Genomic DNA, 19,172 nt, shown 5'->3' on the forward strand with positions numbered 1-19,172 from the left:
CTTAATTTTCCTCCTTTGCTTGCAGGATTGGGAATCCTAACTTTTCACGCTCTTCATAGAATGTTTTTGCTATTTTTCTTGCTAAGTTTCGGCAGCGTCCAATATATCCCGTTCTTTCTGTGACGGAAATGGAGCCTCTTGCGTCTAACAAATTGAACACATGTGAGCATTTCAGTACATAATCATAAGCAGGATGCACAAGTCCTTCATCCATTTGACGATGTGCTTCTTTTTCATAAATATTAAATAAGTTAAACAGCATATCAGGGTCGCTCGTTTCAAACGTATATTTAGAATGCTCATATTCCGGCTGCAGGAAGATATCTCTTACAGTAAAGCCGTTTGTCCATTCCAAATCAAATACATCTTCTTTATCTTGAATATAAGAGGCTAAACGCTCAATCCCATAGGTAATTTCAACAGATACCGGTTTACATTCTAGACCGCCCACCTGCTGGAAATACGTAAATTGTGTAATCTCCATGCCATCAAGCCAAACTTCCCAGCCTAAACCTGCGCAGCCAAGAGATGGATTTTCCCAGTTATCTTCAACAAAACGAATGTCATGCTTAAGCGGATCGATTCCTAATGCCTTAAGTGAATCAAGGTACAGCTCCTGGATATTATCTGGAGAAGGCTTCATAATCACCTGAAATTGATGGTGCTGATAAAGGCGGTTAGGATTTTCACCGTAGCGTCCATCTGCCGGACGGCGGGAAGGCTCGACATAAGCTACATTCCAAGGCTCCGGACCAATTGCCCTTAAAAATGTATACGGACTCATTGTGCCCGCTCCTTTTTCCACATCATAAGCCTGCATTAGAATACAGCCTTGCTCTGACCAATGCTTTTGCAATGTCAGAATCATGTTCTGAATATTCATCTCACATCTCACCCTTTTTTATAAAATTGATGTTAGACATCAGGGACTTCATCGTTAAAAAACTAAAAAACTCCCGTCCCTATGCCTAAATACGGCATAGGGACGAGAGTTAACCCGCGGTTCCACCCTATTTGCCAAAGCAAAAGCTTCAGCCTCTTTCAACGTCATGTCGCTCGTAAAGTGCCCTTCCTTAATCCTTCTATCACCTAGCTCACACCACCCTAGGTTCGCTTTTATAGACTGAATTAAGTACTCCTCTTCGTCATCGCAACTATTAATATTTGAATCATAGCGAAAATCATTTTTAAAGTCAAATATTACTTTAAGAAGCCATCGAATTTCTCCATTTGATTTAAAAACTTTTTTGATTTTAAATTTAAGCCAGAGTTTTCATCATAATAAGCTGTAATGATTTTCTTCAGCTCTGCCTTTGTTTCTTCTTTCACTGAAATATCTCCGAGTCTGGATAAATCAAAATAATAAAACACCCTTAACAACCGGACCGCTGCAGGAGATAGTTTGTAATGGTACGGATCCTTTTCAAGGCAGCGATGGCAGATGAGACCGCCCTCCCGAATTGAAAAAGAGAAGTGCCCATCTGTGCTTCCGCAAACCGCACACTGATTCAGCACCGGATATAAACCGAGCGTATTCAGCATTTTCATTTCGAAAATATTCATAATAATGTCGGGATCATAGCCTTCATTAATCAGATTCAGCGATTGAAATAATAGCTCAAACAAGAATGGATTTGGCTTTCGATCTTCAACACTTCTATCTAAGAGTTCTACAATATACGCAGCATAAGCCGTAAGGAAAATATCTTCCTTAATCGATCGCATTGAGGAAATCATTTCTCCTTGCTGCATCGTGCCCAGCCCGCTCCCTCTTTGCATAAGAAAATATCCATATGTAAAAGGCTGGGTGACGGCGGAGAGCCTGCTATTCGGCTTTTTCGCTCCGCGTGCCATCATCCCAACCTTTCCCCATTCGCGCGTATATAAGGTAACGATTTTATTGCTTTCTCCATAATTCGCTGTTCTAATGACTATGCCTTCACATTTTTCAAGCATATTCGTCACCATCCCTATATTTAGACAATCCTATGAGATGGGAAAATCAACCTCTGCTAGCTCTTCGTCCTGATTTCCGGGTATATCATTTGTATCCTTTTGCAATTCCTTAAAAAGAAGATATGTGTCAATATTACCTGTTTGCGAGAAAACCTTCCAGGTAAATTCCATCATCGATAACCCCACCTTTCCGTATTTAACTAGCAATGCAAATTATGATTCCTTAACCTTATCATAGCCTGTCTTTTGAAAATCATAAGACGAAAAATTTGTAAATTAAAATCGTTCATTGATTATGAATAACATTAATAATGTAGATAAGAGAATTAGTATTCGTCTTCTCTAAAACCAAAGTCGCGCAATTGTGTCATCTTATTGCGCCAATCTTTTTGCACCTTAACCCAGAGCTCCAAGAACACCTTAGATCCAAGCAGATTTTCAATATCCAGTCGGGCCCGCTGTCCGATCTCCTTCAGCATTTTCCCTTGCTTGCCGATGACAATTCCTTTTTGCGAATCACGCTCAACAATGATGGTAGCCATCACATGAACAATGTCTTTGTCATCTTTCTTTTTCATTTTGTCGATCACAACTGCAAGTGAATGTGGAATTTCTTCACGTGTCAGATGAAGTGCTTTTTCCCTAATCAACTCAGAAACAATAAAATGCTCTGGATGATCGGTAACCTGGTCAGCAGGATAGTATTGCGGACCTTCCGGCATATATTCCTTCAGCTGCTCCAATAGTGTATCAACGTTATTTCCTTCTAAGGCCGAAATCGGAACAATTTCTTTAAAATCATACTTTTCTTTGTATGACTCTATTACCGATAAGAGCTGGTCAGGGTGAATTTGGTCAATCTTATTGATAACAAGAAAAATAGGTGTTTGAACGGATTGGAATTTTTCGATAATAAACTCTTCGCCTTTTCCAAAACCTTCTTCGGCATTTACCATAAAAAACACAACATCCACGCCTTTCAGCGTATTCTGGGCTACCTTCATCATGAAGTCTCCCAATTTATGCTTTGGTTTATGAATACCCGGTGTATCGATAAAAATAAACTGGGCATCCGCCGTTGTTAAAACTCCCTGCACTTTATTTCTTGTTGTCTGCGGTTTATCGCTCATAATGGCAATCTTTTGACCAATAACTCTGTTCAGGAAAGTGGACTTTCCGACATTTGGTCTGCCAATAATCGAAATAAAACCTGATTTATGCGTTTGTTCGTTATTCATGTAAATCCTCCGGTGAAAATGCGCCAGGCAACAGCTCTTCTACTGAAAGCTCTTTAATAGCTCCATTTAAATTTGTTAGTATGACTTTTGTATCTTTGCTGCATAGTTCAGAGATTACTTGGCGGCATGCACCACAAGGAGCGACAGGCCCATCTGTATCTGCTACTACTGCAATTGCTTTGAATTTAGTAATTCCATCAGAGTATGCCTTAAAAAGCGCTGTTCTTTCTGCGCAATTGGTCATACTATATGCTGCGTTTTCGATATTGCAGCCATGTATAACGGTACCTTCATCCGTAAGGAGAGCGGCGCCAACCTTAAATTTAGAATAAGGTACATATGCTTTTTCTCTTGCTAATTTTGCTTCTTCGATTAATTGTGTGATTTCCACTATACATTCTTCCTTTCAATGCCAAGACCGAAGCCTTACTCTTATTTTACATCATTTCAAAAGCAATTACATGGGTTGTTGTCAAATTGTAATAAAAAAATTGAAAATTCAGTTAATGAATTAGCCCTATTTGTTTGCTGTTCTGTTATTTTAGCCGATTTAGGCAACGGTTTCAAATAGGTTGTAGCGGTGTTTACAAAATCTTTGCGGTTCTTTAACAAATGGATAGGAAGGCGTGGGGATTTTACTGACCAACTTGCTTGATGGATGTATTTCATTTTGGTAGCGGAAACCACTAAAGGTTTTATTTGAGAGGGGTGTTCGGGCTTTAATTGTGATCGGAATGCCAGTATCTTCTCAATGGAGGCTTGTTTTGGTTTGTTTTGTAACATGGTTTACTAGTTTCTGGATAATAGGGGTGTGTTTCGGTTTTTATCACGACTCTATCCTCCATTATCTGGATATCAAGAGTGTGTTTCGGTTCTTTTCACGACACCACGTCCTCGCTTTCCCTTCTTTATCCACCCCAAAAAAAGACTGCCAAAAATGACAGTCTCTACAACCCCATACTAGCTATAATTTTCGGCAAAAAGATAATGACACCGATCAAAATAGCGGTTATAGCATAGACAAGAACAGCCGCTGCTGCAATGTCTTTTGCCTGCTTTGCCAAAGGATGGTACTGGTCCGTCACCAGATCAACCACTCGTTCAACAGCGGTATTCATAAGCTCAAGCGCGATCATGCCGCCGATGACGATGATCACAATGAGCCATTCAGCCTTGCTGATAGAAAAGATAAATCCGCACGCAGCTATCAGCGGCATAACGGCAAGATGGATTTTTAGGTTACGCTCTGTTTTAGCTGAGGAAACAAGTCCCTCAGCAGCATAAGAAAACGATTTGGCTACAGCCTTAATCCATTTATGTTTTTTATCTTTCGAGGCCGAATTCATCCAGCAAAACCTTCTGACGGGAAAACATTGTTTTTTCGTCTTCTTCAGTCTCATGATCATAGCCAAGCAGATGCAAAAAGCCGTGCAGAGCAAGAAATCCTAACTCCCTCTGAAAACTGTGGCCATAGTCCTCTGCCTGCTCTTTCGTTTTTTCAACTGAGATAATAATATCCCCAAGCACTCTGGGCATTTCAATACCCAATAGAGCTACTTCGCCTTCTCCCAGTTCTTCCATAGCAAATGAAATCACATCAGTCGGCTTGTCTTTGTCTCGGTATTCTCGGTTTATTTCTTGTATTCTTTCATTCGTGACAAATGTAACGGATACTTCCGTTTCATTTTCCACCTGTTCCTTAACAGCTGCAAAATTTAACAGTCTTTCGATTTGCTCTTGATCCTGAGCAGAAATCTCATTTGTTTCATCTAAAAAATCAATATTTAAACTCATGCTTCCTTCACCTTCTGTTTCGTCATTTCTGGATATTCTATACGGGAATGGAATATTCCATTTAATGTTTCACTAAATGATTGTGCCACAATCTCAAGCTCTTTTAATGTTAAATCACATTCATTCAGCTGGCCGTCCTGCAGACGATCGGCAATAATTTTCTTAATCAGTTCCTCAATTTGCTCTGGTGTAGGATTTGACATGGACCTTACTGCTGCTTCGACACTATCAGCAATCCCAATAACTGCGGCTTCCTTTGTCTGCGCCTTTGGTCCAGGGTAACGGTAATCCTCCTCTTTCACATCCAGGCCCTTCTCTTTCGCCTTAAAGTAGAAAAATTTAAGCAAGGTGGTTCCGTGATGCTGTTCGGCAATATCAACAATTTCTTTCGGCATTTTATGCTTTCTCAGCAATTCAGCACCATCCGCTGCATGTGCAATAATAATATTTTTGCTTGTCTGCGGCGGCAGACGATCATGAGGATTTTCTATATTCATCTGGTTTTCAATAAAAAATTGCGGCCTCTTGGTTTTGCCGATATCATGATAATAACAGCCTACCCGTGCAAGAAGGCCGTCTGCCCCAATTGCCTCACAAGCAGAATCAGATAAATTAGCGACCATTACACTATGGTGGTAGGTCCCAGGCGCCTCTGTTAAAATCTTCCTTAAAAGCGGATGGTTCGGGTTGGAAAGCTCAATCAGTTTCATCGCTGAAAGCATGCCAAATCCGGTCTCAAAGAAGGGAAGAAACCCAATCGTTAAGACAGCTGAGGCAATGCCTGAAATCAGAGCAGCAGCAAAATAAAAACCATATTCAAGCGGATCATACTGGCCATTGCGCAAAAATAGCAATGAAAAAATCACGATAATATTTACAATCGATACAAACAAACCAGCCTGCAAAATTTTCGAACGATGATTATGATTCGTTAAGAAAAGAATGCCTGCCATTCCACTGCATAAAATGTAAATTCCTGCTGTGACATGCAGTGTACCTGTGATGCCTTCATTAAAGATAATACAGCCGCACACTGTACTTATAATGGTAAAAAAGATTGCCAGCTTTTCATCAATCAATATCTTAATGAGCATGACTCCCATTGCTGCAGGGAATATGTATACAATTTCAGAGTAATCGAGATCATGAAAAAAGCTAATTGCTTTCATTAGCAATGTGGATAGAATAAGAATCAAACTAAACAGCAATAGCTGGCTTTGCTTCTTTTCTTCACTCACATTATGCTCGTGGAAATAATAGTAGATAGCTCCTAAAATAAGGAGAATCATGAGCAATAATCCAATATAGGATTGAATCGAGTTTTCATTATCTGTCAGTCCTACAAGCTCCAGCTGTCTATAAACATCCCGGCTAATAAGCTGATTTTGCTCTACCAGGATTTGGCCTTGCAGTATTTTTACAGGCTCTACACTTTCAACTGCCTGCTGACGCATTTCCTGTGTAGCTGCAGGGTCATAAAATTCATTTTGATAAATAGCATACCGCCCAAGCTCAATGGCTGCAGTCTTTAATCCTGTGCTCATACTTGTCAGCTTAAGTTCTTCCTCAAGCCTTTTCTTTGCATTTTCGACTTCATCAGCAGGAATACGTGACTGCATCACATTATTGATCGTCGTTACCGTTAAATCCTGAGCTATGCTTAAGTCGTCCTGCCCTGCCTGCAGAAGCGCGCGCAGAGATTGATCGGATACTTCCTTTGTTACACCCTCAGTAAGCTTTTCTTTCATCAAGGAAAGCTTCTCATCAATTGTAGGCTCTTCAATTTCAGCTGCTTCATCATCCGTGCTTTCAGCCAATTCCTCTTGAGCTCTTTCCCTATCGGCCATATCTTCTTCAATCTCATCATTCACTTCAGTCGCAGAACTAAAAATGGATGTAACAAGGTCAACTCGATTTTGAGCAATTTCCTTCTTGACCACATAAACATCCTGTACTTGGTTCTCCGCCTCTTTCTTCTTTAATTCAGTGCTTTCTTTATCCTCAACCGTAATAGGAGATCGGATGGTTTGCTCAGAGACTGAAAACAAACTCAAATTTAGCATTTCTGGTCTCACATTCGCGAACATTGAAAAGTATAAAACAATTCCTAAAACAACAAACAGCAATAATTTAAATAGTTTAACATTAAGCAAATTTCTTATTTTAGCCATATTCCGCTGCAGCTTTTCCAAAAAAAGATCCCTCCTACCATACCACAATATGACGGTTGCGCTAGAACTATAATTATGTAAAATAATATCAGCTTTTTAGACAAATTTCATTAAAATGCCAGAAAGTTTTCATAGTTCGTTACTATTAGGGTAACCTATCCTGATAGGTAATAGCAAATTATACCAATAGGATATCTGAATTCGGAATAGAGGACAATGATCCATTAAACTTGGAGAGCCGTTATCTTCTTGCTTTTATTGAAGCAAAAAAACAACCGCCAGTCTCCTGGCGGCATTAACTCAATATTATTCAGATTTTTCATAAGCCTGGATAATCTTGGCTACAAGCGGATGACGAACAACGTCACTTTGCTCTAAATGAATGAACGAGATCCCCTGAACACCTTTTAAAATGTCTTCCCCTGCGATTAGTCCGGATTTAACGCCTTTTGGCAGGTCAACCTGTGTTCTGTCACCTGTTATGACCATTTTTGATCCGAAACCTAAGCGGGTTAAGAACATTTTCATTTGAGCAAGTGTTGTATTTTGTGCTTCATCTAAAATAACAAATGCATCATCAAGGGTACGGCCCCTCATATAGGCTAGAGGAGCAATTTCAATCGTTCCCCTTTCAATCAGCCTCTGAGTATGCTCTGCTCCTAAGATATCATGCAGAGCATCGTAAAGCGGTCTCAAATATGGGTCGACCTTTTCCTTTAAGTCACCAGGCAAAAATCCAAGGCTTTCGCCAGCTTCAACTGCTGGTCTTGTTAAAATAATGCGTTTGACCTGGCCCGTTTTTAGTGCACTGACAGCCATGACAACCGCAAGATATGTCTTACCTGTACCGGCTGGGCCAATACCAAAGACAAGATCATGCTTTCTGATTGCATTAATATATTGACGCTGTCCTAACGTTTTAACACGAATGGATTTGCCTTTTGCGTTTTTTGTAATTTCTTCTTCATATAAGTCGCTGAAGTATTCAAGTGTTCCCTTTTTTGCCATTTCAATGGCATACACGACATCTCTCCCGCTGATGTTAATTCCTTTGCGAATTACATACAGAAGCTTATCAAGTATGTTTCCTACAAGCTCTACACTTTCGGCAGTGCCTGAAACATATACCGATTCGCCGCGAGTCACCACAGAAACCTCAAACTCTTCTTCAATTAATTTAATATTGTTATCAGAGTTGCCGAGCAGTGCTATTGCTTCATTTGGATTTTCAAAATGCATATTCATTGTTTTTAAATCTTCTGTCATTCTGCATCTCCTTGGGTAAATGGTTGTCCTTGTGCAATATTCTCAATAATTTGGAAATGTATTGATAGTGTAACTTTACCATTGTCTGCAGATTGGTGCAAAACTTTTTCACCTTTTATCTTAGCATTGTCATCGAGCAGTGATTTTATATCCTGCCGCGCCATTTCTTTTGCTACTTCTACGGCTTCTTTATTTGTATACGTCCTAGTGATTGTCTGCCGCTCGCGGAATGTCTCATTCTGATAAGAAAGCGGTAAATCCCATGATAAAAAGCGGAGACTCTTTTTATTCTCTTCTTTTTCGTGCTCTTTAAATTCGGTTTTGCCAAATCCCCATATAGGAATCTTCCAAGAGCCAATTTCAAGATAGTGTTTTTCCTTCTCATTGCCGTTAAAGACTTGGAAGGTGCTGTTGATTGGCAATGTGACCGTAGACTTGTACCAAGTTTCGCCAAAAACTTCTCCTTTAGCAGATACGACCTCTGGCTCTTCTTCTTTGCCAACCAAACCGGAAACAAGTAATTGTCCTGGAACGACCCGATCATGAATACTGACGACTGGCTGTCCTTCTTCAACGAACATGTTTTCAATAATGGCTTTCTTTTTTGCAACTAGATGCTGCGGACCGAGCGCTTCTATTTTTTCAGGCTCATTCTTTTCAACGACTTGAAGATGGTAGGTTGTCCCTTTTAATTCCACACCAACCCATGTTATTTCTTTTACGTTATTTGTCAGACCTTTTTGAATGGCTTCCACATTATCGATAAAAAATTGAAGCTTACCTGTTTTAACACCCATTGCCTCCAGCTCTTTCTGAATTTTATATTCAGTTGCCGGATTTGCCCCTTTAATTTCGATGCCCCATACCATATTGGAAAGCAGGGTAATTACCACCAGAAACAGAAAAGCTCCGATTAAAAAACCGCTATTTCTGAGCATTCTAATCGCTAAGAAAGGAATACCCTCTCTTTGCTGAAACTCTAATTTACATTCACTTTCACGTGCATACTTCCTAATCTTTTTTGCATCCCTCAGATTCATTTGAAAAGTGATTGCACTCGTGCCGTGACTTCTGACATTCCAGATATGTATTTTATCTCTTGTTAAAGAATTGATAAAACGCTCAATTCCTTTTCCATATGCCTTTACCGTTACTACTCCTTTATAAAATTCAATCCATTGATTCTTCATAGCGCTCCTCCTGATTCATGATTTGCAGCCCACAGGGTGACTTCAAGCCACCTCTCAATCCGGGAGATAGGTGACTTGATCAATTTTCCCCTCAAGCATGATCTCTTCTGGCATTATTGTCTTTATGACAAAAGCCTTCCCTTTCACTAATAACTGTCCCTGCTTAAGCAAAAGCCTAATTTCCTTATCTGAAAATGAAAGCAGACCTCGGTGATTTTCAATATATATATGGATTTGTCCAATCATTGTTATTCGGGGTAAATCCATCATGACATCTTGAGGAAGCTCCATATTTTTTGTCATCCAGCTCCGCAGCACGGTCCCCCATTTTTTTGCCATAAAAAAGAACCCCCTTTCATCTCATATGTATGAAATGAAAGGAGGTTCTAGCACATTTTTCGCCAATCAAGCGCTGTTATTTTCTTTTCACTGACCGATGAGGATTCATCGCTCTTGGAGGACCTAAAATTTCAGACCAAATAATCGCATCTGCTAGCTTTTGTTTATCTGGAGCCAAAGCTTGCGCCTGTGTATTCGTATTTGCTGTATTCTGAGCAGGCATACGTTCTCTAATTGCTGCAGTTCGCCGTTCGGCATACCGCTGCTTTTGCTTTAAAGCTTCCAGCTCTTCATCAGCCTTTTGTCTTGTTTCAGCATATTGCTGCTCCATTTGAGCGGCAGCCCGCTTTGCGCGCGTTTCAAGCTCTTCTCTTTTTCGTTCAATAGGAGATGCTTGTGCCGGCTGCTGTGGCTGAGTCGGACGGCTGACAGGCCGCTGCGCTGGTTTTCTGCGCTTCTCTTCTTCTTTTTTTCCTTTTGTAAATAGAGAACTAATAAAACCAATTATCGCTAAAAGTATAAGCGGATTTTCAAATATAAATTCCATAAAACGATTCCTCCCTTCCAAAAGGGAAATTCTTTACATCAGCCACCCTCAAAAAGGGCAGCGCTAAGAACCATTAATCTTTTTTATTGTTCGGATCTTCAGATATTTTACCAATCGAATCTCTCATATCTGTATCTGCAGAAATGTTCTTAAAGTTTAAATAATCCATTACACCCATATTGCCGCTGCGCAATGCTTCTGACATAGCAAGAGGAACTTTCGATTCGGACTCAACAACCTTCGCACGCATTTCTTCGACGCGCGCTTTCATTTCCTGTTCTTGCGCTACTGCCATTGCACGACGCTCTTCAGCCTTCGCTTGAGCGATCTTTTTATCAGCTTCCGCCTGCTCTGTCTGAAGCTCGGCACCGATGTTTTTGCCGATATCAACGTCCGCAATATCAATCGATAGAATTTCAAAGGCAGTACCGGCATCTAAGCCTTTAGAAAGAACAGTTTGTGAAATCATATCAGGATTTTCTAGAACTTTTTTATGATTATCAGATGAACCAATTGTGGAGACAATCCCTTCCCCTACACGGGCAACAATTGTATCTTCACCAGCACCACCGACAAGGCGATCAATATTGGCCCTAACCGTAATACGTGCTTTTGCTTTCACTTCAATTCCGTCCATTGCCACACCGGCAATAAATGGTGTTTCAATTACTTTCGGGTTTACACTCATCTGTACTGCTTCTAAAACGTCACGTCCAGCCAAATCAATAGCCGCACTTCTTTCAAAACTTAATTCAATATTTGCACGATGTGCTGCAATAAGCGCATTGACAACACGGTCTACATTACCACCAGCAAGATAATGACTTTCCAGCTGATTTGTTGTCACATCTAAACCTGCTTTATGCGCTTTAATCAAAGGATTGATGACACGGCTCGGAATAACCCGGCGAAGTCTCATCCCAATTAAAGTAAAAATACTTACCTTCACCCCAGCTGCTAATGCTGAAATCCACAGCATGACTGGTACGAAAGTGAATAGAACTGCCAAGAGAATGACAGCAAGTACAATCAGCACAATGGTTAAAATACCACCAGTTCCTAGTACCATTCCAAGTTCAAACATGTAAGTTCCTCCTATTTATCTAAATTAGTTACTTCCCTAACTACAATGCGCGAGCCCTCAGCTTTAACGATCCGAACCTTTGCATCTTTCTGAATAAATCCACCTTCACTTACAACATCTATTCTTTCATTGCTTATTACAACAGTACCTGCTGGACGCAATGCAGTCAAAGCATATCCCTCCGTACCAATTAATTCTGTACGATTTTTATTGGACACATATCCTTTTTCTGTGTTTGTAGAGTCAGTTAAAATCATTTTTCGAAAGAATTTCATCTTTTTACCAAACACCTTTACCAATAAAATAGAAACCAAAATTGCCGCCGAAATGGCTATCAAGATAGAAATTCCCATATGGACAACGTTTCCAGATGCCATAAACAGACTGGCTATAATAGCCCCTGCTCCAAGCAGTCCGGCAATGCCGCCCGGGAGGAAAAACTCTGCGATTAACAGGCCAATCCCAATCACAAAGAGGATTAAGGTTTCATATCCGGCAAGGCCGGCAACAAGGTGTCCGTAGAAGAATAACAATAAGGCGGACAGACCCATAAAACCTGGGACTCCAAACCCTGGTGAATATAATTCCACCACAAGCCCAATACTTCCAATAGACAGCAAGATCGGGATAATGACCGGGTTTGTTAAAAAACGAGCCAATTTCTCTGAAAAACTTTCTTCCATGCTTCTGATCTCAGCATTTTCAAAACCAAGCTGCTGGACTAATTCATCCATATTGGCAACGGTAGCTTCAGAATAGTTCACTTCTAATGCCTGATCTGGTGTTAAGGTTAGCAGTTCATCATTCCCAAGTCCGAGTTCAGGTATTTCAATAGATTCGTCTGCCATTGCCCGTGCAACGATTGGATCTCGATTTGATTGCTGTGCAGCACTCTCCATAGCAGAGAACCAATAAGACTCAGCCTTCTTTCCAGCTGTGTTGCCTGATTGATCGATGATGGCAGCTGATCCCATTGTCGAACCAGGCACCATATAAATCTCATCGGTATTTAATGCAATATAAGCACCTGCTGATAATGCTTGTTTATTAACAAATGAAATCGTTTTAATATCTGTGCTGGTTAAAAGCTTTCCAATTTCTCCAGCAGCATCCACGGCACCGCCTGGCGTATTGATTTCAAAAATAATGGCATCAGCGCCTTCTTCCTCAGCTGTATGAACGGCTCTGCTTAAAAAGGCATATAATCCTTTTTCGACCGTTTCTTCCACAGGAACCGTGTAGACGATTTCATTATTAGCACTTGTTCCATTGACAGGAATAAGCATGAGAATAAAAGCAAAAAGGAATGATATCACAGCGATATGTTTAAAAACGGATCTCATTAATCCTCCCTCCTTTCTCATTTATAATCTTATCCTTAGTTGTTATACGGGTTAGGATACAAAAAGGTTTCAATTATTTTAATTTTATTTAGGAAAAACTCATCTATTTATAAAACTTAGCTAAATAGCCAAAAAGACCGGAAGCATTAAGCATCCGGTCTTTTGAACTCGTTTTATGAAAGGTGTTGTTGTACAAGTTTATTAATGATTGAACCGTCTGCTTTGCCTTTAACCTTTGGCATAATAGCGGCCATCACTTTGCCCATATCGGCTTTAGAAGCAGCACCTGTTTCTTCAATCGTTTCTTTAACGATTTCAGAGAGTTCTTCTTCAGTCAGCTGTTTAGGCATATATAATTCTACATACTGAAGTTCAGTACGAATTTTTTCAACAAGATCTTCACGACCTGCTTTTTCAAATTCATGGAGGGAATCCTTGCGTTGTTTTACTTCGCGAGAGAGGACAGTAAGCTCCTCATCACCGGACAGCTCTCTGCCAAGCTTGATCGCTTCGTTTTGAATGGAAGCTTTGATCATCCGGATAACGGTTAGCTTATCTTTTTCTTTATTCCTCATCGCTTGTTTCATATCCTCATTTAAACGCTCGAGAAGACTCATTTCATTCACCCTCTCTTAAAACTTGCGCTTTCTTGCAGCCTCAGACTTTTTCTTACGTTTGATACTAGGTTTTTCGTAGAATTCGCGCTTTCTTGCTTCTTGCAAAGTACCAGTTTTAGAAACTGAACGTTTGAAGCGACGAAGAGCATCTTCAAGCGATTCGTTTTTACGAACGACGGTTTTAGACATTCTCTTTCCCTCCCTCCGAGCACAACACACTTACATCAACAACATGGTTTATTCCATGTACCTTGCAATTATAATATAACACTGTATGAAGGTCAACTGAAATTAGCACTAGCTGCCGTTTGTTTTTTTATTTCTTCCCTAAATAATTTATTATCCTCCTGGCATGTCCCTCAATACATGTCCATATGATGAGTGTTAAGGGGGGATTTTATGCTGCAGCTGCTATTATTTATACTTCTTATCGGGTTATTTATTTTTGGAATGACGATCCTCAGAACAGGTTTATTTAATCTTTCCGGAAGTTCTATTCATAAAGTGTTGACCATCTTAACGGCTTCACCGTGGAAAGGAATGCTCACTGCCATTATTTTAACGGCTGTACTGCAGAGCAGTTCTACTTTAATGGTCATGACCATTGGACTAGTTTCTGCAAGAATGCTGACCTTTCCTCAGTCCATCGGCATCATTTTAGGTACAAATATCGGAACCACTTTTACTACGGAGCTCATTACCTTTAACATTGAATCCCTGCTGATTCCATTTGCGCTAATTGGGACTGCTTCGGCATTATTTCCTCAAAAAGCAATTAAAAGTGCCGGATTTGCATTCTTAGGCATTTCAGCAGTTTTTGCGGCGATGCGAGGCTTCGAGGTTCTTGCGATTTCTTTAAAAGAAAACTCCTATGTAAATCATGTTCTTCTGGCATTAGATAATCATCATTTCTATAGTATTCTTGCAGGAATAATACTAACAGCCATCATTCAGTCAAGCACGGCTGCTACTGGCATTGTGATGGGATTTATGTCTGCAGGACTGATGGAGTTGGATACAGGAATTGCGATTATGCTTGGCTCCAATATCGGGACGTGTGCTGATGCTTATCTGGCTTCAATTGGAGCAGGGAGAGCTGCAAAGCTTACAGCTTTTGCACATATTTGGTTAAACTGCGTGGGAGTAATTCTGTTTTACCCATTTATCTCTATGCTGGCGAGCGCTGCTGTGCTTCTATCTTCTTCTCTCGATACGCAGCTGGCCCATATTAGTGTGCTCTTTAATGTGATAACATCCTTGCTTGTCTTGCCTTTTGCACAGCCCTTTGCTTCCTTTATAGAAAAACTTCATGGAGGAAAATCACCGGATTGAAAAAGCCGCCCAAATGGACGGCTCTTTTGATTATTAATAATCTGAATCGCTTGTCAAACCTTGTACAATTGCGGCACCTGAGCTAGCACCGATTCTTGTTGCACCTGCTTTGATCATTTTTTCAGCATCTTCAGCACTGCGTACACCGCCGGATGCTTTAACACCAAGATCAGGTCCAATTGTTTTTCTCATTAAAGCAATGTCCTCTGCCGTTGCCCCGCCTGTTGAAAAACCAGTAGATGTCTTAACAAAATCAGCACCTGCTTTAACAGATAGCTCACATGCTTTAACTTTTTCATCTTCTGTTAGAAGAGATGTTTCAATAATAACTTTTGTTAATGCTTTCCCTTTAGCTGCATCAACAACCGCTTTGATGTCTTTCTCAACAAGCTCATAATCTCCGCCTTTAAGTGCTCCGATATTGATCACCATATCCACTTCCGTTGCACCATTTTCGATTGCGTTGCTTGTTTCAAAAGCTTTTGTCTCAGATGTAGAAGCGCCCAGCGGGAAACCAATTACTGTACAAACCTTTACTTCTGTTCCGCTTAAAAGGTCGCTTGAAAGCTTAACCCATGTTGGATTAACGCATACAGATGCAAAATTATATTCTTTTGCCTCAGCACAGATTTTTTCAATTTGCTCTTTTGTTGAGTCAGCTTTTAGTAATGTATGATCAATCATTTTTGCTACATTTGTCATTAGGTATTGCTCCTTCCGGAAACTAGTTGTACGTACCTCTAATATGATACCATTGTCCATAAGAAAATTACAGTGTATTTTTGAAAAATTGCAATCGGTTCCAACCATATTATTGCCCATACTGTTACTTTGCATGATTTTTTATTCGTTAAGCAAGCTGGAATCGGAGACTGATTACTCTTTTTCTCGAGGGAGGGTGATGGTTTTCTGAATGATAAACAAGAAATTAGGCACGAAGATGTATGAATATGTCCTTTTTTTGTTCTTTTTAGGTAAAAACAGAGCAGAGATCCGCCGTTTGAGAGGGTATATCCTCCGTTAAAAATTTTATCCGCCTTTATTTTCATTTATCCGCCAAACGCTAATATAATTTCACTGCCCAAAAAAAGAACCGCCACAAAGGGCAGTTCTTTAAACAGCAGCTTCTTCCACTTCATCAAGTACGCGGACAAATTGTCCTTCGTTGTATGGATAGCCTGATTTTGTAATTTTCACTTTAACAATTTGGCCGATCATATCTTCGGTTGCTGGCAGAACCACTTTTAGGTAGTTGTCTGTATAGCCAACATACAGATCGCTGCCTTCGTTTTCTTTGAATGTTTCTTCTGGGATCACTTCGAGAACTTCGCCTTCAAACTCACTTGCATATTCCTTCGCAAGCTGATCCGATAAGGCAATCAAACGGTGTACACGTTCATTTTTAATATCCTCATCAATCTGGTCATCCATTCGAGCGGCAGGCGTGCCTGTTCTCTTTGAATATGGGAATACATGAAGCTCAGAGAATTTATGATCTTTCACGAAGTTATATGTTTCCATAAATTCTTCTTCTGTTTCACCAGGGAAGCCGACAATAACGTCAGAAGTTACCGCAAGACCAGGAAGCACTTCTTTCAAGCGATCTAATCTTTCTGCAAAAAATTCCATTGTGTATTTTCGGCGCATTCTTTTTAAGACTGTATTAGAGCCTGATTGAATTGGAATATGAAGATGTCTGACAATCACATTTGATTGGTCAATGACTTCAATGACTTCATCCGTAATCTGGCTGGCTTCAATGGAAGAAATACGCAGTCTCTTTAAGCCGCGGACTTTTGCTTCCAGGTCTTTTAAAAGCATTGCAAGATTATAATCTTTCATATCCTCGCCATAACCGCCTGTGTGAATGCCTGTCAGGACAATTTCTTTGTAGCCTGCGTCCACAAGCTGCTGTGCTTGGCGAATAACTTCTTCCGGATCTCTTGATCTCATGAGACCGCGAGCCCAAGGAATAATGCAAAACGTACAGAAGTTATTGCAGCCTTCCTGGATTTTAAGAGAGGCTCTTGTGCGATCAGTAAAAGCAGGCACGTCAAGTTCCTCATATACACGGCTTTTCATAATGTTGCCGACGCCGTTAATAGGCTGGCGTTCTTGCTTATATTGTTCAATGTACTCCAGCATTTTAATGCGGTCCTGAGTTCCTACGACAATATCAACCCCAGGAATCGCCATGATTTCAGCTGGAGAAGTTTGCGCATAACAGCCTGTTACACAGATGACAGCATCCGGGTTTCTGCGGATCGCTCTGCGGATCACCTGACGGCTTTTTTTATCGCCAGTATTGGTAACCGTACATGTATTAATAACGTAAACATCAGATATATGTTCATAATCTACCCGGTCATAGCCGGCTTCTTTAAATAATTGCCAAATGGCTTCTGTTTCATAGTGGTTGACTTTACAGCCAAGTGTATGAAAAGCTACTGAAGGCATTCTATTCACCCCATTAATTCAAAATGATAGGAAACGGCCGCTAATGCATATAACGGCGCCGTTTCGGTTCGTAATATTCTAGGTCCAAGACCGCAAGTAATGAATCCTTGTTCTTGAAGAGCTGTAACCTCTTGTTCAGTCAGTCCGCCCTCTGGGCCAAACACGATTAACAGTGATTGTCCTCGTTTAAGCTGCTGCAATGTTTGGGAGAGCATCGAGGCTTCTCCTTCTTTCGCACTTTCCTCAAATGCAATTAACTTTTGATCGTATGATTCTGCTAATTTAATCAGCTCTTGTAATTGAACTGGAGCAGTAACCGCAGGCAAAATCGTTCGATGAGACTGTTCTGCAGCTTCTTTGCAGATTTTATTCCATCTATCAAGCTTTTTGTCTGCTTTTTTAGCATCCCATTTTACAATTGAACGGGCTGAAATAAAAGGGATAAATTCATATGCACCAAGTTCTGTTCCCTTCTGGATGACGAGCTCAAGCTTATCCCCTTTAGGCAATCCGCTCACAATCGTTACTTGTACAGGCAGTTCTGGTGAACCTTCTATCCATTTTACTATTTTTGCCGTAATTTTTTCATCGGTAATTTCTGCAATTTCACATTCTGCACTGTTGCCTTTTGAGTCAACGCAAATAATGAAATTCCCAGGTGCCATTCGCATCACTTTGCTGATATGGCGCTGATCATCGCCTGTAATGGTAAAATATTCGTCTTTTGCAGATTCTTTCACGAAATAGCGTTGCATCAGTATCCCTCTTTGTCATCTAAAAATAGAAATTCTTTACATCATTAAAAACAGCAAAATCCGTCACAATTAGACCAGGCATACATAAGGATAGGGGCAGCTGTTTACCAGGCAACCCCTATTACAGCTATTATTTTCTTTTTGCGATGATCGCAACCCAGTCTTCCATTTGCATCACTTCGATAATGTCAAAGCCAGCTTCGCTGATCTTATCTTTAACGTCTTGCTTCTTTTGCTGGATGATGCCAGAGGCGATAAAGTAGCCGTCTTGTTTTACAGCTGAGGCAACATCATTTGTGAAGCGCATGATGACCTCTGCTAAAATATTCGCGACAACAACATCTGCTTGTTCTTCAACACCGTCAAGAAGGTTGTTTTGAAATACATCAACTTTTTCATGAACCTTATTTAGCTTTACGTTTATTTTAGCTGATTGAACAGCGACTTCATCAAGGTCAAGTGCTGTAACTTTTTCAGCCTTAAGCATGGCTGCTGCAATACTTAATACACCAGAGCCTGTTCCAACATCGACAACATAGTCACCGTGTTTAACCGTACGTTCAAGGGCTTGAATACACATTACTGTTGTCGGGTGTGTTCCTGTGCCAAAAGCCATGCCTGGATCGAGCTCAATGATCAGTTCATCGCTGCTGACAGGGGTGTACTCCTCCCATGTAGGAACAATCGTAAATCTCTCTGATATTTTAACAGGATGATAATATTTCTTCCACGCTGTTGCCCATTCTTCTTCATTTACTTCACTAATGCTTACTTTATTGAGTCCAATATCAATATTGAAAAGGATTAAGTTATTAATCGCTTCTTTAATTTCATCTACCGTTTCACCCAGGAAGCTGTTCACAGGCAAATAAGCTTTAACAATTACACCTTCTTCAGGATAATCATGGGGATCGAGCTGGTAAATTTCACCGAATTGGTCTTGTCTTTCTTTAATTAATTCAAACGGGTCCTCAATAACAACTCCGCTTGCACCTGCTTCATGCAAAATATTCGAAATCGCCTCTACCGCTTCATTGGTTGTATGAATGCTAATTTCTGACCATTTCAACGTTTACCAACTCC

21 protein-coding genes are annotated in these 19,172 nt (G+C 40.4%); 1 reads left to right on the forward strand and 20 read right to left on the reverse strand.

Annotation, left to right across the window (positions count from 1 at the left end):
* Window position 1: 1 nt before the first annotated feature.
* The 16 genes from glyQ to rpsU form a co-directional block, all read right to left on the reverse strand.
* Window positions 2-883 (reverse strand): glycine--tRNA ligase subunit alpha, encoded by an 882-nt coding sequence (glyQ, locus tag F7732_RS07410; protein WP_151573272.1) that lies wholly within the window; start codon window positions 881-883, stop codon window positions 2-4.
* Between the two features lie 317 nt (window positions 884-1,200).
* Window positions 1,201-1,956 carry a DNA repair protein RecO gene (gene recO, locus F7732_RS07415; protein ID WP_151573273.1) on the reverse strand — a complete coding sequence of 252 codons (756 nt, stop codon included), beginning with the start codon at window positions 1,954-1,956 and terminating at the stop codon, window positions 1,201-1,203.
* A 30-nt stretch (window positions 1,957-1,986) separates the two neighbouring features.
* Complete coding sequence (locus tag F7732_RS07420) at window positions 1,987-2,130, reverse strand: YqzL family protein (protein ID WP_151573274.1); 144 nt, start codon at window positions 2,128-2,130, stop codon at window positions 1,987-1,989.
* Between the two features lie 152 nt (window positions 2,131-2,282).
* Window positions 2,283-3,194 carry a GTPase Era gene (gene era / locus F7732_RS07425; RefSeq protein WP_151573275.1) on the reverse strand — a complete coding sequence of 304 codons (912 nt, stop codon included), beginning with the start codon at window positions 3,192-3,194 and terminating at the stop codon, window positions 2,283-2,285.
* Window positions 3,187-3,585, reverse strand: coding sequence for a cytidine deaminase (locus F7732_RS07430; protein WP_151573276.1), 399 nt, complete (start codon window positions 3,583-3,585; stop codon window positions 3,187-3,189). The genes era and F7732_RS07430 overlap by 8 nt, the downstream gene beginning before the upstream one ends.
* A 556-nt stretch (window positions 3,586-4,141) precedes the next feature.
* Window positions 4,142-4,540, reverse strand: a complete 399-nt coding sequence (locus tag F7732_RS07435) for a diacylglycerol kinase family protein (protein WP_151573277.1) — start codon at window positions 4,538-4,540, stop codon at window positions 4,142-4,144.
* Window positions 4,518-4,988 carry an rRNA maturation RNase YbeY gene (ybeY, locus tag F7732_RS07440; protein ID WP_151573278.1) on the reverse strand — a complete coding sequence of 157 codons (471 nt, stop codon included), beginning with the start codon at window positions 4,986-4,988 and terminating at the stop codon, window positions 4,518-4,520. Before ybeY ends, F7732_RS07435 begins: the two co-directional genes overlap by 23 nt.
* Window positions 4,985-7,180 carry an HD family phosphohydrolase gene (locus tag F7732_RS07445; protein WP_151573279.1) on the reverse strand — a complete coding sequence of 732 codons (2,196 nt, stop codon included), beginning with the start codon at window positions 7,178-7,180 and terminating at the stop codon, window positions 4,985-4,987. The genes ybeY and F7732_RS07445 overlap by 4 nt, the downstream gene beginning before the upstream one ends.
* A gap of 285 nt (window positions 7,181-7,465) precedes the next feature.
* The gene (locus tag F7732_RS07450) at window positions 7,466-8,425 is read right to left on the reverse strand and encodes a PhoH family protein (protein WP_151573280.1); all 960 of its coding nucleotides are present in this window, start codon (window positions 8,423-8,425) and stop codon (window positions 7,466-7,468) included.
* Complete coding sequence (yqfD, locus tag F7732_RS07455; RefSeq protein WP_151573281.1) at window positions 8,422-9,615, reverse strand: sporulation protein YqfD; 1,194 nt, start codon at window positions 9,613-9,615, stop codon at window positions 8,422-8,424. Before yqfD ends, F7732_RS07450 begins: the two co-directional genes overlap by 4 nt.
* Before the next feature lie 54 nt (window positions 9,616-9,669).
* Window positions 9,670-9,954: a sporulation protein YqfC gene (gene yqfC, locus F7732_RS07460; RefSeq protein ID WP_066443482.1), complete on the reverse strand. Its 285-nt coding sequence runs from the start codon at window positions 9,952-9,954 to the stop codon at window positions 9,670-9,672.
* Between the two features lie 76 nt (window positions 9,955-10,030).
* On the reverse strand, window positions 10,031-10,501 hold the full coding sequence (locus F7732_RS07465; RefSeq protein ID WP_151573282.1) for a hypothetical protein: 471 nt from the start codon (window positions 10,499-10,501) through the stop codon (window positions 10,031-10,033).
* Between the two features lie 73 nt (window positions 10,502-10,574).
* The gene (gene floA / locus F7732_RS07470; protein ID WP_151573685.1) at window positions 10,575-11,570 is read right to left on the reverse strand and encodes a flotillin-like protein FloA; all 996 of its coding nucleotides are present in this window, start codon (window positions 11,568-11,570) and stop codon (window positions 10,575-10,577) included.
* A 26-nt stretch (window positions 11,571-11,596) separates the two neighbouring features.
* Window positions 11,597-12,928 (reverse strand): NfeD family protein, encoded by a 1,332-nt coding sequence (locus F7732_RS07475; protein WP_151573283.1) that lies wholly within the window; start codon window positions 12,926-12,928, stop codon window positions 11,597-11,599.
* A gap of 173 nt (window positions 12,929-13,101) precedes the next feature.
* Window positions 13,102-13,545 carry a GatB/YqeY domain-containing protein gene (locus F7732_RS07480; RefSeq protein WP_066443472.1) on the reverse strand — a complete coding sequence of 148 codons (444 nt, stop codon included), beginning with the start codon at window positions 13,543-13,545 and terminating at the stop codon, window positions 13,102-13,104.
* 15 nt (window positions 13,546-13,560) lie between these two features.
* A complete protein-coding gene (rpsU, locus tag F7732_RS07485; protein ID WP_066201342.1) occupies window positions 13,561-13,734 on the reverse strand; it encodes a 30S ribosomal protein S21 in 174 nt (57 codons plus the stop codon).
* Between the two features lie 210 nt (window positions 13,735-13,944).
* On the opposite strand from rpsU, the gene F7732_RS07490 reads away from it, so the two are divergent.
* The gene (locus F7732_RS07490) at window positions 13,945-14,877 is read left to right on the forward strand and encodes a Na/Pi symporter (protein WP_151573284.1); all 933 of its coding nucleotides are present in this window, start codon (window positions 13,945-13,947) and stop codon (window positions 14,875-14,877) included.
* Window positions 14,878-14,910: 33 nt separating this feature from the next.
* On the opposite strand, the gene deoC is transcribed toward F7732_RS07490, so the two are convergent.
* The 4 genes from deoC to prmA form a co-directional block, all read right to left on the reverse strand.
* Window positions 14,911-15,579, reverse strand: a complete 669-nt coding sequence (deoC, locus tag F7732_RS07495) for a deoxyribose-phosphate aldolase (protein WP_151573285.1) — start codon at window positions 15,577-15,579, stop codon at window positions 14,911-14,913.
* 411 nt (window positions 15,580-15,990) lie between these two features.
* Window positions 15,991-17,334, reverse strand: coding sequence for a tRNA (N(6)-L-threonylcarbamoyladenosine(37)-C(2))-methylthiotransferase MtaB (mtaB, locus tag F7732_RS07500; RefSeq protein ID WP_151573286.1), 1,344 nt, complete (start codon window positions 17,332-17,334; stop codon window positions 15,991-15,993).
* Window positions 17,335-17,339: 5 nt separating this feature from the next.
* A complete protein-coding gene (locus F7732_RS07505; protein ID WP_151573287.1) occupies window positions 17,340-18,089 on the reverse strand; it encodes a 16S rRNA (uracil(1498)-N(3))-methyltransferase in 750 nt (249 codons plus the stop codon).
* A 130-nt stretch (window positions 18,090-18,219) separates the two neighbouring features.
* Window positions 18,220-19,158, reverse strand: coding sequence for a 50S ribosomal protein L11 methyltransferase (prmA, locus tag F7732_RS07510; protein WP_151573288.1), 939 nt, complete (start codon window positions 19,156-19,158; stop codon window positions 18,220-18,222).
* Between the last annotated feature and the right edge of the window lie 14 nt (window positions 19,159-19,172).

Source organism: Bacillus mesophilum (genome assembly GCF_008923265.1).
GTDB lineage: Bacteria > Bacillota > Bacilli > Bacillales > Cytobacillaceae > Cytobacillus > Cytobacillus mesophilum.

Coding starts and splice junctions, on each gene's coding strand:
- rpsU (WP_066201342.1), bottom strand. CDS start 13,734: ATGTCTAAAACCGTCGTTCGTAAAAACGAATCGCTTGAAGATGCTCTT.
- F7732_RS07420 (WP_151573274.1), bottom strand. CDS start 2,130: ATGATGGAATTTACCTGGAAGGTTTTCTCGCAAACAGGTAATATTGAC.
- deoC (WP_151573285.1), bottom strand. CDS start 15,579: ATGACAAATGTAGCAAAAATGATTGATCATACATTACTAAAAGCTGAC.
- F7732_RS07480 (WP_066443472.1), bottom strand. CDS start 13,545: ATGAGTCTTCTCGAGCGTTTAAATGAGGATATGAAACAAGCGATGAGG.
- glyQ (WP_151573272.1), bottom strand. CDS start 883: ATGAATATTCAGAACATGATTCTGACATTGCAAAAGCATTGGTCAGAG.
- F7732_RS07490 (WP_151573284.1), top strand. CDS start 13,945: ATGCTGCAGCTGCTATTATTTATACTTCTTATCGGGTTATTTATTTTT.
- yqfC (WP_066443482.1), bottom strand. CDS start 9,954: ATGGCAAAAAAATGGGGGACCGTGCTGCGGAGCTGGATGACAAAAAAT.
- era (WP_151573275.1), bottom strand. CDS start 3,194: ATGAATAACGAACAAACGCATAAATCAGGTTTTATTTCGATTATTGGC.
- F7732_RS07435 (WP_151573277.1), bottom strand. CDS start 4,540: ATGAATTCGGCCTCGAAAGATAAAAAACATAAATGGATTAAGGCTGTA.
- ybeY (WP_151573278.1), bottom strand. CDS start 4,988: ATGAGTTTAAATATTGATTTTTTAGATGAAACAAATGAGATTTCTGCT.
- F7732_RS07475 (WP_151573283.1), bottom strand. CDS start 12,928: ATGAGATCCGTTTTTAAACATATCGCTGTGATATCATTCCTTTTTGCT.
- floA (WP_151573685.1), bottom strand. CDS start 11,570: ATGGTACTAGGAACTGGTGGTATTTTAACCATTGTGCTGATTGTACTT.
- yqfD (WP_151573281.1), bottom strand. CDS start 9,615: ATGAAGAATCAATGGATTGAATTTTATAAAGGAGTAGTAACGGTAAAG.
- mtaB (WP_151573286.1), bottom strand. CDS start 17,334: ATGCCTTCAGTAGCTTTTCATACACTTGGCTGTAAAGTCAACCACTAT.
- F7732_RS07465 (WP_151573282.1), bottom strand. CDS start 10,501: ATGGAATTTATATTTGAAAATCCGCTTATACTTTTAGCGATAATTGGT.
- F7732_RS07505 (WP_151573287.1), bottom strand. CDS start 18,089: ATGCAACGCTATTTCGTGAAAGAATCTGCAAAAGACGAATATTTTACC.
- recO (WP_151573273.1), bottom strand. CDS start 1,956: ATGCTTGAAAAATGTGAAGGCATAGTCATTAGAACAGCGAATTATGGA.
- F7732_RS07450 (WP_151573280.1), bottom strand. CDS start 8,425: ATGACAGAAGATTTAAAAACAATGAATATGCATTTTGAAAATCCAAAT.